The 16,241-nt window shown below is 34.3% G+C and carries 17 protein-coding genes; 15 read left to right on the forward strand and 2 right to left on the reverse strand.

Features of this window, described 5'->3' with window-relative positions:
- Window positions 1–10 precede the first annotated feature (10 nt).
- The 12 genes from CaldiYA01_RS03585 to CaldiYA01_RS03640 all read left to right on the forward strand — a co-directional run bounded on the left by CaldiYA01_RS03585 (window position 11) and on the right by CaldiYA01_RS03640 (window position 11,273).
- Window positions 11–283: a GlsB/YeaQ/YmgE family stress response membrane protein gene (locus CaldiYA01_RS03585; protein WP_207181444.1), complete on the forward strand. Its 273-nt coding sequence runs from the start codon at window positions 11–13 to the stop codon at window positions 281–283.
- A gap of 200 nt (window positions 284–483) precedes the next feature.
- A complete protein-coding gene (locus tag CaldiYA01_RS03590; protein ID WP_207181445.1) occupies window positions 484–1,596 on the forward strand; it encodes an ABC transporter ATP-binding protein in 1,113 nt (370 codons plus the stop codon).
- Between the two features lie 139 nt (window positions 1,597–1,735).
- The gene (locus tag CaldiYA01_RS03595) at window positions 1,736–2,830 is read left to right on the forward strand and encodes a PucR family transcriptional regulator (protein WP_207181447.1); all 1,095 of its coding nucleotides are present in this window, start codon (window positions 1,736–1,738) and stop codon (window positions 2,828–2,830) included.
- Between the two features lie 17 nt (window positions 2,831–2,847).
- Window positions 2,848–3,567 (forward strand): cell division ATP-binding protein FtsE, encoded by a 720-nt coding sequence (ftsE, locus tag CaldiYA01_RS03600; protein WP_207181448.1) that lies wholly within the window; start codon window positions 2,848–2,850, stop codon window positions 3,565–3,567.
- The gene (ftsX, locus tag CaldiYA01_RS03605) at window positions 3,524–4,408 is read left to right on the forward strand and encodes a permease-like cell division protein FtsX (protein WP_207181449.1); all 885 of its coding nucleotides are present in this window, start codon (window positions 3,524–3,526) and stop codon (window positions 4,406–4,408) included. The genes ftsE and ftsX overlap by 44 nt, the downstream gene beginning before the upstream one ends.
- A 44-nt stretch (window positions 4,409–4,452) precedes the next feature.
- Complete coding sequence (locus CaldiYA01_RS03610) at window positions 4,453–5,592, forward strand: murein hydrolase activator EnvC family protein (protein ID WP_207181450.1); 1,140 nt, start codon at window positions 4,453–4,455, stop codon at window positions 5,590–5,592.
- A 15-nt stretch (window positions 5,593–5,607) separates the two neighbouring features.
- Window positions 5,608–6,801 carry a S41 family peptidase gene (locus CaldiYA01_RS03615; RefSeq protein ID WP_207181451.1) on the forward strand — a complete coding sequence of 398 codons (1,194 nt, stop codon included), beginning with the start codon at window positions 5,608–5,610 and terminating at the stop codon, window positions 6,799–6,801.
- 17 nt (window positions 6,802–6,818) lie between these two features.
- Window positions 6,819–8,093, forward strand: a complete 1,275-nt coding sequence (locus tag CaldiYA01_RS03620) for a PDZ domain-containing protein (RefSeq protein ID WP_207181453.1) — start codon at window positions 6,819–6,821, stop codon at window positions 8,091–8,093.
- Window positions 8,094–8,312: 219 nt separating this feature from the next.
- Complete coding sequence (locus CaldiYA01_RS03625) at window positions 8,313–8,534, forward strand: hypothetical protein (RefSeq protein ID WP_207181455.1); 222 nt, start codon at window positions 8,313–8,315, stop codon at window positions 8,532–8,534.
- Entirely contained in the window at window positions 8,531–9,100 is a 570-nt protein-coding gene (locus CaldiYA01_RS03630) for a hypothetical protein (protein WP_207181457.1), read from the forward strand. The genes CaldiYA01_RS03625 and CaldiYA01_RS03630 overlap by 4 nt, the downstream gene beginning before the upstream one ends.
- Window positions 9,101–9,112: 12 nt before the next feature.
- On the forward strand, window positions 9,113–9,700 hold the full coding sequence (locus CaldiYA01_RS03635; RefSeq protein WP_207181459.1) for a hypothetical protein: 588 nt from the start codon (window positions 9,113–9,115) through the stop codon (window positions 9,698–9,700).
- A gap of 130 nt (window positions 9,701–9,830) precedes the next feature.
- Window positions 9,831–11,273, forward strand: coding sequence for a transposase (locus tag CaldiYA01_RS03640; protein ID WP_207180368.1), 1,443 nt, complete (start codon window positions 9,831–9,833; stop codon window positions 11,271–11,273).
- 340 nt (window positions 11,274–11,613) lie between these two features.
- Here CaldiYA01_RS03640 and CaldiYA01_RS03645 read toward each other — a convergent pair whose 3' ends face one another.
- Window positions 11,614–11,874, reverse strand: a complete 261-nt coding sequence (locus tag CaldiYA01_RS03645; protein ID WP_127352184.1) for a hypothetical protein — start codon at window positions 11,872–11,874, stop codon at window positions 11,614–11,616.
- Window positions 11,875–12,037: 163 nt separating this feature from the next.
- Here CaldiYA01_RS03645 and CaldiYA01_RS03650 point away from each other — a divergent pair, with 163 nt between their 5' ends.
- Entirely contained in the window at window positions 12,038–12,952 is a 915-nt protein-coding gene (locus CaldiYA01_RS03650) for a M23 family metallopeptidase (protein WP_207181461.1), read from the forward strand.
- A gap of 39 nt (window positions 12,953–12,991) precedes the next feature.
- On the opposite strand, the gene CaldiYA01_RS03655 is transcribed toward CaldiYA01_RS03650, so the two are convergent.
- Window positions 12,992–14,104 carry an MGDG synthase family glycosyltransferase gene (locus CaldiYA01_RS03655; RefSeq protein ID WP_207181463.1) on the reverse strand — a complete coding sequence of 371 codons (1,113 nt, stop codon included), beginning with the start codon at window positions 14,102–14,104 and terminating at the stop codon, window positions 12,992–12,994.
- Window positions 14,105–14,219: 115 nt separating this feature from the next.
- On the opposite strand from CaldiYA01_RS03655, the gene CaldiYA01_RS03660 reads away from it, so the two are divergent.
- Window positions 14,220–14,777 carry a cell wall hydrolase gene (locus tag CaldiYA01_RS03660; protein WP_207181471.1) on the forward strand — a complete coding sequence of 186 codons (558 nt, stop codon included), beginning with the start codon at window positions 14,220–14,222 and terminating at the stop codon, window positions 14,775–14,777.
- Window positions 14,778–14,802: 25 nt separating this feature from the next.
- On the forward strand, window positions 14,803–16,203 hold the full coding sequence (gene ypeB / locus CaldiYA01_RS03665; RefSeq protein WP_207181473.1) for a germination protein YpeB: 1,401 nt from the start codon (window positions 14,803–14,805) through the stop codon (window positions 16,201–16,203).
- The last annotated feature ends 38 nt before the right edge of the window (window positions 16,204–16,241 follow it).

Below are 16,241 nucleotides of genomic sequence, written 5' to 3' on the forward strand. Positions count from 1 at the left end.
GTCAAAACTTATGCTCGGATTTATAATGACCCTAATTGTTGCAGCAATTGCAGGGTATATAGGCGATGCACTAACCAAATACAAGATGCCAGGTGGATTTATTGGTGCTATGATTGCTGGACTTGTTGGGTCTTGGATTGGAGCATATATTCCGTTTTTCAGAAAACTTGGACCTGTGATTGCTGGTATTCCTATTATTCCAACCATCCTTGGCGCAGCAATATTTATATTTGTACTGGGAATGTTCAGAAAAGGGATTGATACGGCAACCAAACAACAGTAGCAGTAAAATTTGGCTGATAAGGAAAGGCTCCTTATCAGCCTTTGTTTTTGGTAAGATAGTTTAGACATGTTATCTAAAAGGTTTTTGAAAAGTTTGTTTAAAAAATCAATAGTTTTTAATCGCAAATAATTGTATAGTCTATATTAGAAGAAGATTTATTACAAGTTTATATACAATACTGTGTAGGAGGTTAAAGAAAAGTGGCAAGTGTAAGATTAAAAGGTGTTTACAAGAGATATCCTGGTGGTGTTACAGCTGTTTCTGACTTTAACTTAGATATTGAGGACAAAGAATTCATAGTTTTGGTAGGACCATCTGGTTGTGGTAAGACAACAACACTGAGAATGATAGCAGGTCTTGAAGAGGTAACAGAAGGCGAAATCTACATAGGGGACAAGCTGGTAAATGATGTCCCACCGAAGGACAGAGACATTGCGATGGTTTTCCAGAACTATGCTTTGTATCCTCACATGACTGTTTTTGAAAATATGGCATTTGGTCTCAAACTCAGAAAATTTCCTAAAGATGAGATAAAAAGACGTGTACATGAAGCTGCTAAGATTTTGGGAATTGAGCACCTACTTGACAGAAAACCGAAGGCTCTGTCCGGTGGTCAGAGACAGAGAGTGGCTTTAGGTCGTGCTATTGTAAGAGAGCCAAAAGTATTCCTCATGGATGAGCCTCTTTCAAACTTGGACGCAAAACTCAGAGTTCAGATGAGAACAGAGCTATCTAAGCTTCACAAGAGGCTTGGAACAACATTCATCTACGTTACACACGACCAGACAGAAGCTATGACAATGGGTACAAGAATTGTTGTTATGAAAGATGGATTTATTCAGCAGGTAGACACTCCCCAAGTTCTGTATGAACAACCTGCAAACCTATTTGTGGCAGGTTTCATTGGTTCGCCACAGATGAACTTCATTGAATCAAGGATTGAGCAAAAGGATAAGAACTTATATGTTGTATTTGGAAACAACGCAATAAAACTTCCAGAAGGAAAGGCAAAGAAGGTTGAAGAGCTTGGCTATGTTGGAAAGGAAGTTATAATGGGTATAAGACCAGAGGATTTGCACGATGAAGAGATATTCCTGCAGACAGCTCAGGATGCTGTTGTTGATGCACATGTTGATGTTGTTGAGATGCTTGGTTCTGAAACACTTCTGTATGTAGTTGTTGATGGGCTTAACCTCATTGCAAGAGTTGATCCAAGGTCAAAAGCAAAAGCTGGCGACAAGATCAAACTTGCGTTTGATGTCAACAGAATTCACCTGTTCGACAAAGAAACAGAGAAGGCTATTGTTCACTAAGCAAAAGTAGAATAAGCCCTTGCCATGTGGTAAAGCTGTGGCAGGGGCTTTTTGTTTTCAAAAACCTTTTACAACTGCAAAGAAAAAAAGTATAATAGAGTTATAAAATACTATTGAGAAAAGGGTGAGGTATTGAGGTATGATGACACAAAAGGTTATTGATGTTTTAGAGCAGGCAAAAGACATCATCGACGATGAATTTGGATATATTGAAGCCGATGGTAGAGTTATATACAGTTCAAATCCTCTTTCTCAAAACAGGATAAACACGGTTGCAATTGACATGATAAAGACTGATACAGACCTTGAGATATTTGAAGGCCGCACATACAAGGTTTACAGAAGCCAGACAGACACCTACGTTCTTTATATAAACAATACAGAACCTCATGCTGAAAAGCTTTTGGACATGTTAAACCTTGTTGTGATGAAAGCAAAAGAGCCAGCTTCAGCGTACGATAAAAAGCTGTTTATAAAAAATCTTTTGTATGACAACATCCTTCCAGGAGAAATCTATACAAAGGCAAGAGAACTTCACATTGCGACAGGTGCAACAAGGGTTGTGTTTGCTATTTATATTCCAAATGCAAAAGAGATTAAAGATGTGAACATCGGTGAGATTTTGACAAGCATATTTCCAAAGAGTACAAAAGATTTTATAATCCAGCTTGACAACAATATTCTGGTTTTCATAAAAGAGCTAAAACCAGGTTCAAATGATGAGGATGCATACAAGGTTGCAAGGATTATACTTGATACACTCAACTCAGAACTATTGCTCAAGGCATATATTGGAATTGGCTCTGTTGTTGATGACATAAAAGAACTTTCGATGTCTTATAAGGAGGCAGAAGCAGCGCTCAAAATAGGCTACATCTTTGAAAAGGACAAGTACATCGTAAGCTATCACAAGCTTGGTCTTGGAAGACTTATATATCAGATGCCAACAAAACTTTGTGAGATGTTCTTGGAAGAGGTCTTCAAGGATGTAAAACTTTCTGATTTTGACCCAGAACTTATACAGACTGTTGAGATGTTTTTTGAATGCAACTTGAACGTATCAGAAACAGCAAGACAGCTTTATATTCACAGAAATACTCTGGTTTACAGACTTGACAAAATAGAAAGAATGATAGGACTTGACCTCAGAAGGTTTGAAGATGCTATAATTTTCAAGATGGCTATGCTTGTAAATCAATATTTAGAATATACAAAAGGTAACATTACATTTTAAAATTGCAGGTGAAAAGAATGGTAAAATTTATAAATGTGAGCAAAAGATATCCAAACGGGGTGCTTGCGCTCACAAATATCAATTTGACCATTGAAAAAGGAGAGTTTGTATTTTTGGTTGGTTCAAGCGGGGCAGGAAAATCTACAATTGTAAAGCTTATTTTGAAAGAGATTGACCCGACTGAGGGAGAGATTATTGTTGGTGAGTACAAGCTCACACAGCTTCCGAAAAGGGAGATACCATATTACAGAAGAAAGATTGGAATAGTATTTCAGGATTTTAGACTTCTCCCCAACAAAACAGTATATGAAAATGTGGAGTTTGCTATGCAGATAACAGGAACACCTGCAAAAATCATCAGAAGACAGGTTCCTTATGTTCTATCTTTGGTAGGGCTTGCGCACAAGGCAAAATGTTACCCGCACGAACTTTCAGGCGGTGAGCAGCAGCGGGTTGCCTTGGCGCGAGCAATTGTAAATAAGCCCAACTTGCTTGTAGCTGATGAGCCAACAGGTAACTTAGACCCTGATACATCGTGGGAAATAATGAAACTTCTAGAAGATATCAATAAAAGAGGAACAACTGTACTTGTTGCCACTCATGCAAAAGAGATTGTTGACAGTATGAGAAAAAGGGTTGTAGCAATTGATTGTGGTAGAATTGTAAAAGATCAGCATAGAGGAGTTTACAGCTATGAGTCTTCAGACAATCAAGTACTTTTGCAAAGATGGATTTAGAAACATTTTTTTAAATAAGACCATGGCTGCTGCTTCTATTTCTATAGTGGTAGCAGCCTTAACTGTGGTTGGGATATTTATTGCAATAGGAGCTAATCTTAATTATATTTCGCAACAAATTGAAAAGACGGTTGATATAAGGGTAATTTTACAAAAAGGTCAGGAAGAAAAAGCTATTGTAATTGAAGATTATTTGAGGAAAAATGTTTTAGTTCGAGAGTTTAAATACATAAGTCCACAGATGGCTTTGCAAGATTTGAAAAATAAGCTTGGTAAAAATGCATTTTTGCTTGAAGGACTTGAGAGGGATAATCCTCTGCGGGGATACTTTGTAGTAAAACCTGTAAAGATTGAATACACTAAAAAGCTTGCAGAAGAGTTAGAAACGTTAGATGGTGTTGCTCAGGTCTATTTTCCTTCTGAGACGGTGGAAAAGCTTAAAAGGATTTTGAAGATAATAAATCTTTTTTGCATACTTTTAATTTTGGGACTTTATATAATTGCCATATTTATAATTGCCAATACTATTAAAATAACCCTCTTTGCAAGACGAAAAGAAATCTCAATTATGAGATATATTGGAGCAACTAATAGGTTTATAAGCGGACCTTTTGTTGTTGAGGGATTTATTATAGGTATTTTAGGTTCACTTTTAGCATACGCTATTGTTCTGTTGTTTTATCACTATGCAATAAGGTACCTTTCACAGACTATTACCTTTGTTGATTTTGTCAACATTTCTATTTACAAGTACAAAATATTAGGAGTGTTTATACTCACAGGAAGCATGGTGGGTGTACTGGGAAGTTTAATTTCTTTGAGAAGATATTTAAAAGCATAAAAATCAAGCCTCTTTTGTCTTTTGTAAAAGAGGGGGTTTGGCTGTTGAAAATCAGACTCAAAATTTTTTCTATTTTGCTTATATTTGTTATCTTTTTTGAAACTGCTGTGTCAAGTACTTTAAAAGAGTATCAAAGCAAGCTTAAGTCTATTGAAAAGAGCAAGCAAAAGGCACAGCAGAAGATAATAGAGGTTAAAAAACAGCAGCAGCAAGTTTTATCTCAAATAGATGGGCTTGATAAGAAGATTGATGATGTAGAAGGAAAAATAAGAAATTTAAAAGCAAACATTGCATCTATTGAAAACAAGATTTTGAAGACAGAGGCTGAGCTCAAAGAAGAAGAAAAAAGGAAAGAAATGTATTATGAAAAGTTCAAAGAGAGAATAAGATGTATTTATGAGCTAAATACTGTCTCTGTATCGTATATTGAAATGCTGCTTGACTCTCAAAACCTTTCAGATTTTTTTACAAGAATGTATCTTTTTAACGATATAATTGAATATGATAAGCAAATACTAAATGAGTACACAAAGAGCATTGAGACTATCAAAAATAAGAAAAAAGAACTTGTTCTGTTAAAGGAAGATTTGAGTAGACAAAAAAAAGATCTTGAAAGCTACCAAGCTTCTCTTTTAGCAGATCAAAATGAAAAGAAAAAGCTTTTGTCGGAACTTGAAAAAGAGCAAGATAAATTGGAAAGAATGCTTGATGAACTTGAAGAAATTTCAAATGAACTTTCTAAGAAAATAAAGGAAATTTTGGCAAGACAAAAGAAAAAACGTATGTATAAAGGTGGTAAACTTTTATGGCCGCTTGAAGGGTATTATGAGGTAACGTCATATTTTGGTATGAGGTTTCATCCAATTTTGAAGAAAAATAAAATGCACACAGGGATTGACATTGCAGCGCCATATGGAGCAAGTGTTTTAGCAGCAGCAGACGGTGATGTGATTTTAGCCGGATGGGTGTCTGGCTATGGTAAGACTGTCATTATAGATAATGGTAGTGGTATTTCAACCTTATATGGTCATCTTTCTTCAATTAACGTTACTGTGGGTCAAAAAGTGAAAAGAGGTGAAATAATAGGCAGTGTTGGTGCAACTGGGTATGCAACAGGTCCTCACCTTCATTTTGAGGTTAGAATAAACGGCGATATATCTGACCCACTCAATTTCCTAAGATAAGGAGCTGAAAAAGAAATGAAGAAAAGACTTCAAACTTTTGCAATAGTTTTCATTACCGCAATTGTAACATATATTGTGACCACTTATGTCTATTTTGGAAGTCCTGTGTATACAAACAGAATAGTAACCGACCCTAAGATTTCTAAGGTTATATGGCTTTTGAAAAAATATTACTACGAACCTAAGGATATAAATGACCAAAAAATTGTAGACGGCGCAATAGATGGTATTGCTGCAAGTGTCGATGATCCATACACAGAATATTTTACCAAAAAAGAATTTGAAGAGTTTATGATACAAAGTAAAGGTACGTATTTTGGGATAGGAGTGACAATAGAGCCGGGCGAACATTATATTGAAGTTGTAACACCATTTGAAGGTTCTCCGGCATACAAGGCCGGGATAAAACCAGGGGATAAGATTATAAGAGTAAATGGGATAAATTTGACATCAAAAGATATAGAAAAGGCTGTAAATTTAATGAGAGGGCCAAAAGGAACAAGTGTGACAGTTACAATTTTGCGCGATGGCAGCTCAAAGCCTATTGAATTTAAAATTGTCAGGGATGAAGTAAAAATAAAAACTGTATCTTCTTCCATTTTGGAAAATAACATAGGTTATATTAAAATCACCAATTTTGACGAAAATACCCCACAGGACTTTTACAATAGCTATGACAAACTCAAAAGTTCTGGCTGCCGCGGACTTATTATTGACTTGAGATTTAATCCTGGCGGGCTTTTAGAGTCTGTTGTTGACATTGCAAGCAATTTTCTCAAAAAAGGACAGCTTATTGTGTATCTTAAAGATAGATACAATCAAAAAGAATATTTTAAGTCATACAAAAATGGTGACACTGTAACACCGCTTGTTGTGCTTACCAATAAATATTCGGCATCAGCTTCAGAGATATTAGCTGGATGTTTAAAAGACCAAAAAAGGGCAAAAATTGTTGGTGATAAGACATTTGGCAAAGGGGTTGTTCAGCAGGTATTTGACCTTGGAGATGGTTCTGCAATAAAAATAACAGTGAGTCAGTATCTTTTGCCAAGTGGAGCATATATTCACAAAAAAGGTATAGAGCCAGATATTAAGATAGCTCAGCCCAAGGAGTATCAAGATAAAATGAATGTTCCAATAGATAAAGACTTGCAACTGAAAAAAGCTATTGAGATATTAAAGAGTGAAATTTCAAAGAGTAAGTTTTGAAATTTGAGGTGCATATAATGTTAAAGTTTTTTTGGCAGATATTTGAACTGACAGGACTGAGTATATTTCAACTTCTTTTTAGCTGGAATTTTTGGGTAGTAGTAATATTGATTTCTTTTTTGTACAAAAGAGAACAGGAATTTGAACAGGCTGTGCTCGGGTACAACCGGGTCAGCCTTACCTACAAAGTTGTGGAGTCATCTATCGCAGGACTTGTAGGGGGTTATATAGTCAGTTTAATTACTTTATTTTTTGGTATTGTAGTAGATGTAGATAGTTTTATGTACCTTTGGTATATTGCTTTGATTCTTGCACTCATAAATCCAAGGTATCTTTGTTTTTCATATTCAGCAGGAATTGTTTCGGTGATATCTCTCATCTTCACAAAACCGGTTGTTGATATCTCAGGGATATTGGTAATTGTTGCAATTCTCCATTTTGTTGAAAGTCTTTTAATTTTCTTGGACGGTTTTCGTGGTGCAATACCTGTTGTGATTGAGAGAAGAAAAAAAGAAGGTGTTTTTTCAACCTCAGGTGCTTACCTTATGCAAAGGTTCTGGGTTATACCGATGGTAATAATTGCGTATAACTATCAGACCACCACGCAGGTTGTAAAAATTGAGTTGTTTGAACCAACATGGTGGCCTCTTTTTAAACCACAGAATCTTTTGCCCAATGCTATGCTTCTTATGACTCCTATTGTTGCAGCGCTTGGATACGGGGATTTAGCGGTGGAAGATGAACCAGCTGTGATAAGCAAAAAGAGTGCTGGAATTTTGAGCATTTTTAGTATTGTTTTGTTTATTTTAAGTGCATTTTCATATAAAGTCTATGCTTTCAAGTGGGTGGCAGCTCTGTTTGCTCCTATTGCTCATGAAAGTATAATACTTTTTCAGCAAAAAAAGCAAAAAGAGGGAAAATCAATATTTGAGGCAGAGGAGAATACAATCAAGGTGTTGTATGTTGAAGAAAATAGCGTTGCTGAAAAGATGGGAATTAAACTGGGTGACACATTGATTTCTATAAATGGTGTTTTAATTCAATCAGAAAACGAACTTGAGAGGATATTTTCAGATGCCCAAATTTATATGTGGGTGAAGGTAAAGGATAAAAGGGGGAAAATTAAAGAGCTTTACTATCAGGACTATGAAAATGGGATAAGAAACCTTGGTATAATAGTCATTACCAAAAATGTGACGCCAAACTATAAAATTGACACTGAGGGTTATTTTATATTTATTAAAAGTATAGCCAGCAAAATAAAAAGGTTTTTGTTTAATAAGACAAATTGATAATTCAAAATTAAATTATTTTTGGTTAATTTATACATTGATTTTTTTTATAATTAAAATAACATTTCATGGTAATAAAGGGATGATTCAATTATGTCATAAGTTTTATTCAATCAATGTTGATAAAAAGTAAATTTAACTTTAAGTTAGCAAGAAAAAATGTTAACAGCTGTTTAGTTAAAATCAAACTACAATAGCTGAAAGGAGGTTTTAAGTGATATGAAAAGAATATATAGGTTTATAGGAGTTTTTATGTTAATATTATGTATCGTTGGAATTTTTAAAGAACAAACAATTTTAGGGAACCCGACGATAAGTAAAAATGAAATTTTAAATTATGCAACATTTGATAAGTCAAAAATACGGGAAAATGATACAGTTACAAAAGCAGTTTATGAGAAAAATCCTTATTTTAATTCAATTCTAAAAATAACATTTTGAGCAACAAATTAATAATAACACCAAATTATACAGATACTGATGAAGGTTCAATAAACATTACGTATACTCCTCGATGGTCAAGTGGTATTCTCTATAAAGATGGAGAAAAAGACGGCATTTTTTCAACGATTGCTGAAGAGTTATTGAGCATAGCTGAAGCAAATTATTATGTCAAAGTAGCGAGTTTGATATACGAAGTTGCATCTATTGCGTTTAATCTTATGCCGCAGGATATTGCAGTAACAGGATATGGAAAAGCAGCATTATATCATTCTTACTCATACTATAGTAAAATTGCCCAGGTTTATTACAGTAGCAAAAAAGAGTGGGTTACGAAGGTAGATGTTGAACGCAAGGAAACCTATAGACATGCTTTAGTTTCATTTACAGATAAAAACGGATTTACGCGCACAAAGTCATATGATTTTATTCCAGCAAATGGATATGGCCCTATTGCTTCAGAAGTTTACAGTGGTTACTATTGGCAAGACAGTATAATGTATCAAGAAGCTTATCTTCGTTATTTATGGTTAAAACCAGCTTTAGTTCTTGCGTGGACTCATTGATAATGCTATTTTATGAAAGTTTTTGTAGGTGATAGAATTGTCAAAAAAAGGTTTATTCCAATATTCGCGCTGTATGCAGCTGTAGTTATTTTGATAGGAATGGGAATTTTAATCATTGTAGAAAGAAATATAGAAAAAGATAAATCCATTGAAAAATCTAAGTTATTAAGCTACAGAAAGTATAATCCATCAATTTTTAAATCTGAGGCAGAAGTTATAATACAAGAAGTTAAAGAAAGCAAAGATTATTTAAGATTCATAATAAGTGTCAAAATTGTTCCAACTAAAATTCCTTGCTCGTATAAAGGAATAATAGTCAAAGGCACATTGGATAAAAGTTTAAAAAAATATTTCCCTCCTTGGAGGCAAAACCTTGAATTCGGATACGATTTTAATACAATCCCAAATTATGTATTAGATGGCGTCAAGAATAAAGGGATAGATGTTGGGTTAGCCACATTTATTACTAAGATTACAACTGATAGTAATAAGCTCAAAAGCTTATTTGTGAAAGATATACATGTGGAGATTAAATGGGTTGGGGGTTATACCACTTTTACAATTCCAGCAGAGGACGTTAACTTTGTATACAAAAAATAGCCTTTTGCAGAAACGCTCAAGATGAGCATTATCAAGCTTTATATAATCTTCAAAAAAGTATTCCTTCCTCCTCATAGATAGTGTAAAATATAACTGTATAAAACATATTTTCTATGAGGAGGAGGATAAAATGTTTAAAAATCATAATAAACAACTCTCTTTTTTAGAACTTTATGAGGACGTTAAAAACCTCGCTCTCAATAACCCTCATAACCTTCTTGGCTTCTTCAACAAATACATCAATATCAATAACTTCATCCCTCAATCCTTCTTTAAAGCCTACTATAAATACTTCGGTAAACATAGATGCTTCTCTTTGCAATCTATGTTATGTGCTTTCTTCATCCAAAAAATCTTCAAATTCTCTACCTTAACTCAACTCCGTGCTGTCTTGCTCAACTCATACCAGCTTAAATCTTTCTGCAACTTCGATACTATACCCTCTATCTCTACATTCTCAAGATTTAGAAAAATCTTTTGCTCCGAAATCGAAAACGTCTTTTATAACCTCGCAAAATATGCTCAAAATATTGCACTTGAAATAAACCCTGACCTTGCTTCTTGCGTAATATTCGACACAACTGCCTTAGTCCCTATGCTCAAAGAAAATAACCCTAAGTTCATCCAATCTATGCTCAGAAAAACTAAATCTCAAAACCCTAACCTTACATCCTCTGCTGTGTATTATCTCACATACTCAAACCTCCCCAAATCTGCTTCTGCTTCACCTTATATTACTCGTATGTTCGCTAATGGTCATTTCTGCTATGGATACAAATTCGCTATCATCACTAATGGATTTGGTTTACCTCTTGTAATCACTCCTGCCTTCTGTCCTTCTTCTGATGACCCTCAAGACCCTGCTTTTTCTAAAGCTATCTCTGATTCAAAAGCTCTTATTCCCGCTTTGATTAACCTAAACCATAATTTCCAATTCAATCAGTTTTCAACCTTTATCGCCGACAGTGCTCTTGACTCTTACATGGTCTATTCTTCCCTCATCAAAGATTTCAATTTCTCTAAAGTCATAATCCCTATTAACCCCAGAAATTCTAACCAAACCTCATATACCCCTACCTCTGACCCTAACATCACTATCTCACAAAACGGTATACCCTTCTGTAATAAACTAAATAAACCTTTTATCTACGAAGGTCTTTGTAATGGTAAAAATCGCTCCCCAAGAATTAAATGGCGCTGCCCTTGCTCTCAGATTAAAGACAATAAACGCTTTTGCACCTGCCCACATCCTTGTACTACTTCTAAGTCAGGTAGGATGTTCTATACATACCCAGATGCCAACCTGCGGTATTATCCAGGTATCGATAGAAATTCTGACCAGTTTTATCAACTTTACAAATCCAGAGTTACTATCGAGCAAACTATTTTTAATCTAAAGTCTTTTCTCGGTCATGATACCATTTTCTCATATGACCATATTTCACTTTTTTCTGACTTCTTACTCTCTGCTATTTGTATGCTTTTACTCTTTATTCTCTCTTATGCCATACTAAAACATCACCAAAATATCTCTTACAAAAAACTTCAAAAACTTAAAAAACTTATTGCCTGAGATTTCTCTTAACTCTAAAAAATGCATTTTTAATCCCTAACAAATTGCCCACACTAAAAACCCTTTTTAAAGGGTTTGATATAGCTTTGCCTTTTTTGGCTTTTGAATTATTTGGTAATAAATTTATAGTTACATACGTTGCTGATAATGTTGTTATTGTGTGCAAATAGCACAATTTACCTATACACCCTCTTGACTTTTATTCCTGTATTCCTATTTTATGGTTTGTACATCTATTCATTTTGCAAACGGCTATTTGTATACAAAAAACTGTAGTTTTAATAATAAATATTATGATGAATAAAAGAGGGCAAGGCTGAATTCAAAATAGCTTTGCCCTTTAATTTTTTGTCTTTGCCAAGTAGTCAATTATAATAGCAGCTGCCAACCCTTCTATGAATATGTAAAGTGAATTTTGCAAAAGCCCCTGTGACAAAGTTTTTAAATCAATCTTATCAGACACATAGTGCAAAGATAGAAAATAGAACTTTATACCAAGCAAAAGCATTATAACAGAAATTGTTCCTATGATTAACAAAATCTTTTTTGAAGTAGATGAAATCTTTCCAAATAGTCTTTTCTTTGTATTTCGCCTTTCCATTGTTTGCACCTCATTCTAAGTTGACATAACTGATCTTTAAATAAATCATATCAAATCCTCTTCTAATATTCAAAGAAAAAATATGGATATTTAAGATGTTATTTATGTATAGTTTGAGAAATAGCTGGCAAGAATATTATATGGAAGGAGGTGCAAAGTCAAGATGAATAAAAAGGATTGGAAAGAAAGATTGATAAACTTTTTTGACACCAAAGGATTTTATATAATTGTGGTTGTTTGTCTTTTTGTAATTGGTTTTTCAATTTATACAATTGCAACTACTGATTTTACGAAGTATGAGGTTGAAGAAAAGCAAGATAATAATGTAAGCCTGAATAACAGCGATACCTCTAATGCAATTCCACAAGTTGGTATGCAAGAAGTGACCAAACAAGATAAATTAAAAAATAGCCCTGCAACAACTGAAAAAACAGGAAATAAAAATGTATCTCAAAGGAAATCAGAAGACAATACCCAAAGTATTCATAGCTCAAACTCAGCTTACAATTCAAAAAAGAATGAAAGTTCTTTAACAACTAAGAATGACGCCGCAAGCAATGCTAATAAACAACAGCATGCACAACAAAAGGCTAATACAACTGCAGAGGAAAATCAGGGAAGAAATAGCTTAGGAGACGAAATAGAAGTAATAAATCCTCTTGTGTTCAAGCCTATATATCCTGTTTCTGGCAAGGTAATCAGAGAGTTTTCTGACCAGTCACTTGTGTACTCTAAAACCTTAGATGAATGGACAGAACATTCAGGCATTGATATTCAAGCAGAAGAAGGTAGCGATATAAAAGCTTGCTTTGACGGTACTGTAATTGACTTGGGCGAAGACCCTCTTTATGGAAAATATGTTGTAATTGACCATAGTGATGGATATATTTCAAAATACTTTAACTTGAAAGATTTAAAATATGTCCAAGTTGGAGACATAGTTAGGCAAGGGCAAAAAATTGGTGAGGTGGGGACAAGCTCTAATATAGAATACATGGACCCACCACATTTACACTTTGAGATTTTATACAACGGTGAGAACCAAAACCCAGCAAGATTTTTGCCACAACCACAATAAAAAAGAGAAATCTTTTTATAGAAAGGGGAATGGGGCCTTTTAGAGCACCATTCCCTTTATAAATTCCACAATGTCATTTGATGAATTTGGCTTTGCTAAAAATGAACACGCAAGTTTCATATGTTCGAGCCTTTGAGGATTGTTTATTATTTGGTTAAAAACTATATCAAAGCTTTCAATATTTCTTACATAAGCGGCAGCGCCGTTGTTTATAAGATAAAAGGTATTTCTCTCTTCTTGTCCAGGAATTGGTGATATCAAAATCATTGGAAGTTTACGAGAAAGTGCTTCAGCACAGGTAAGACCACCAGGCTTTGTAATCAAAATGTCACTTATTGCCATGAGCTTGTCTATAAAGCTGATAAAACCAAATACAACTACCTTTCTTCCAAAATTTCTTACCTCCAATGATTTCTTTAATGTTTTGTTTTTCCCAGTAACAACAATTATTTGATAACTCTCGTCACATATGTGGCAAACCATTTCAACTATATCCTCAATATTTCCAAGCCCTAAACTTCCACCCATAATTAAGATTGTTGGGTTGTCTTCAAGGTTTAGCTCAGATAAGATTTGTTTTTTTTCATTATTTATTGAGAAAGAAGGGTTAATGGGAATACCAAGAGGTATTACCTTTTTTTCTGAAGCTCCTTTTTTCACCGCTTCATAAACCAAGTTCTCATGGTGGACAATTATATAGTCTGCATACTCATTAATCCAATAGGGGTGTATTGTAAAATCTGTAACTATGCTGATTATAGGGACATTTATGTTTCCACGTTTTTTTAGCTGACTTACCATATCAATTGGTGACGGATGAGTTCCAATTATTACATCAGGGTTTAGTTCAGAAATAATATTGTAAAGCTTATAAAATGCAAAATAAAATTTTTCATAAATTGCCTTGCTAAAACGTGTAGGTGGGTCTTTGTCTGTTGAATCATAAACAAGACCGTATATAAATGGAACTGTTTTAATAGCTTTTAAATATGTTCCAACAGCCAACTTATCTAATATTGGGCTTATAATCTTAAGGGTGTCTACAATTTCAACTTTGGCTTGGGGATCTTTTTGCAAAATAGCGGTTTTCAATGCATTTGAAGCAGCAAAGTGTCCACCACCTGCGTCAAGACTTAAAATCAAAACTTTCATTTACATTTCCTCCGCTAATATAAATCTTTAAGTTTATTTTACCGCTAATTTTGAATAATAAAAATGAGCTTACAAAAAATAATTTTAGAAAAATTTATATTTGGGGGTTTAAACGGTGAGCAAAATCTTAAGAAAATATTCACTTTATCTCTTGCTTCTTTTTATAAGTTTTATTCTCAGTATTTACACTGCAAAACTTATTTATGATGTAAGAAGATCAAGTTACGAAAAAATTGAGAAAAAACTTGAAAAAGCATTGGAAAGTAGTGACAAAGAAGTTTTGAATCAATCTATTGAAACACAAGGTTCAACGAGCTACCAAAATAAAGATTTGTATCTTTTGGCCAGAGTAATAAATGGTGAAGCAAGAGGAGAACCTTATATAGGTCAGGTTGCAATCGGAGCTGTTATTATAAACAGAACAAAACACCCCGGATTTCCAAAAACAATCAGTGGTGTTATTTATCAGCCAGGTGCCTTTACCTGTGTCTCTGACGGACAGATTAACGCCAAACTTGAACCAACAGCTTTGAAAGCCGCAAGAGATGCATTAAATGGTTGGGACCCGACAAACGGTTGTATATATTATTATAATCCTGCAAAGACAACAAATAGATGGATTTGGAGTAGAAAGGTTATGCTTGTAATTGGCAAACACAGATTTGCAAAATAAAATCAACTAAAGAGGTGAGATTAACTTGAGTATTTTAGGTGGATATAAAGAACTTAGGGAAAGACTAAAAAGTGTAAGACTTTGGAGTATAATGGCAGTAACACTTGGTATTTTAGTTATTGTGGCCCTTTGGGGAGTGAATCAGTATAGAGGTAAAGCTAATTATCATAACTATCTTACCAATATGTGGCACAGAGCATTTTTCGATATGGTAGGTTATGTTCAAAACATCCAATCGCTTCTTTCAAAGGCTGAAGTGTCAGGCGATGATAGGCAAAGAGCAGTATTATATACCGAGGTGTGGAGAAACGCTTTTGCAGCACAGGAAAACCTTTCCCAGCTTCCTATTGAGAACAATGTTGCACTTGAAAAAACAGCAAAATATCTTACTCAAGTTGGAGACCTCAGTTTTTCGCTTTCAAAACAGCTTATGAGTGGTAAAAAGGAGACACTCCTTCAGAAAAAGCAACTCAAAAAACTTCGAGCATATGCAGATAAACTCAGTAATAGCCTAAATGAACTTGCAATTGAGATAAGCCAAGGAAGACTAAGATGGGGAGAGGTTAGAGTAGTTGGAACGTCAAGGCTCAAGAGAGTGTCTCAGAATGTTACAAGTAGCAGAATGCTTGCAGTTGAGGCTGGTTTTAAAGACTATCCAACTTTGATATATGATGGACCTTTTTCTGACCATATTAGCCGCCAGATTCCAAAAGGGCTTCCTGAAAAACTTGTAACTAAAGAACAAGCAAAAAAAATTGCTTTTGAGTTTTTAAATCTTAAAAGAGCTGACGTTGTTAATTATTTAGGACTTTCAGGAGATAGAATAAAGGTTTATACTTTTGAGATAATCCCTGACAGAAAAATTCGCTACAGAACAATCACGATAGCTATTTCTAAAAAAGGTGGCAAAGTAATTTGGATGATTGACAACAGAGCTACTTCTTCACCAAAAATAGGTGTTGCAAAAGCAAAAGAAAACGCTAAAAAGTTTTTAATTGCAAAAGGTTTTCCTAACATGATTGATACCTTCTATTTAAAACAAGACAACACTGCACTAATAAATTATATTTTTCTGCAAAATGGTATCAAAATATATCCTGATATGGTAAAGATTAGAGTAGCCCTTGACACAGGGCAAATAGTAGGATTTGATGCAACACCATATTATATGTCTCACACTTCAAGAAATATTCCTAAACCTGCAATATCTGAAAGACAAGCAAGAAATTTGATTAGCAAAAATTTTGATGTGCAAAGTGTGTCGCTTGCTATCATACCACTTGATTCTGGGAAAGAGGCTTTCACATATGAGTTTTTAGGCAAGTACGACGACAAATACTTTGCTGATTATATAAACGCAATTACTGGAAAAGAAGAAAATATCCTGGAAATTATTAAAGACCCTAACGGAATTTTATCAATGTAAATAAATGGATTATAAATTAAATTGTTTTTGAACAGACT

The sequence above is a fragment of the Caldicellulosiruptor diazotrophicus genome (assembly GCF_017347585.1).
GTDB lineage: Bacteria > Bacillota > Thermoanaerobacteria > Caldicellulosiruptorales > Caldicellulosiruptoraceae > Caldicellulosiruptor > Caldicellulosiruptor diazotrophicus.

Excerpts from the sequence above, each read along its gene's own strand:
- CaldiYA01_RS03595 (WP_207181447.1), top strand. The coding sequence starts at position 1,736 with ATGATGACACAAAAGGTTATTGATGTTTTAGAGCAGGCAAAAGACATC.
- CaldiYA01_RS03585 (WP_207181444.1), top strand. The coding sequence starts at position 11 with ATGCTCGGATTTATAATGACCCTAATTGTTGCAGCAATTGCAGGGTAT.
- ftsX (WP_207181449.1), top strand. The coding sequence starts at position 3,524 with ATGAGTCTTCAGACAATCAAGTACTTTTGCAAAGATGGATTTAGAAAC.
- CaldiYA01_RS03640 (WP_207180368.1), top strand. The coding sequence starts at position 9,831 with ATGTTTAAAAATCATAATAAACAACTCTCTTTTTTAGAACTTTATGAG.
- CaldiYA01_RS03620 (WP_207181453.1), top strand. The coding sequence starts at position 6,819 with ATGTTAAAGTTTTTTTGGCAGATATTTGAACTGACAGGACTGAGTATA.
- CaldiYA01_RS03615 (WP_207181451.1), top strand. The coding sequence starts at position 5,608 with ATGAAGAAAAGACTTCAAACTTTTGCAATAGTTTTCATTACCGCAATT.
- CaldiYA01_RS03645 (WP_127352184.1), bottom strand. The coding sequence starts at position 11,874 with ATGGAAAGGCGAAATACAAAGAAAAGACTATTTGGAAAGATTTCATCT.
- CaldiYA01_RS03625 (WP_207181455.1), top strand. The coding sequence starts at position 8,313 with ATGAAAAGAATATATAGGTTTATAGGAGTTTTTATGTTAATATTATGT.
- CaldiYA01_RS03655 (WP_207181463.1), bottom strand. The coding sequence starts at position 14,104 with ATGAAAGTTTTGATTTTAAGTCTTGACGCAGGTGGTGGACACTTTGCT.
- CaldiYA01_RS03650 (WP_207181461.1), top strand. The coding sequence starts at position 12,038 with ATGAATAAAAAGGATTGGAAAGAAAGATTGATAAACTTTTTTGACACC.
- CaldiYA01_RS03635 (WP_207181459.1), top strand. The coding sequence starts at position 9,113 with ATGAAAGTTTTTGTAGGTGATAGAATTGTCAAAAAAAGGTTTATTCCA.
- ftsE (WP_207181448.1), top strand. The coding sequence starts at position 2,848 with ATGGTAAAATTTATAAATGTGAGCAAAAGATATCCAAACGGGGTGCTT.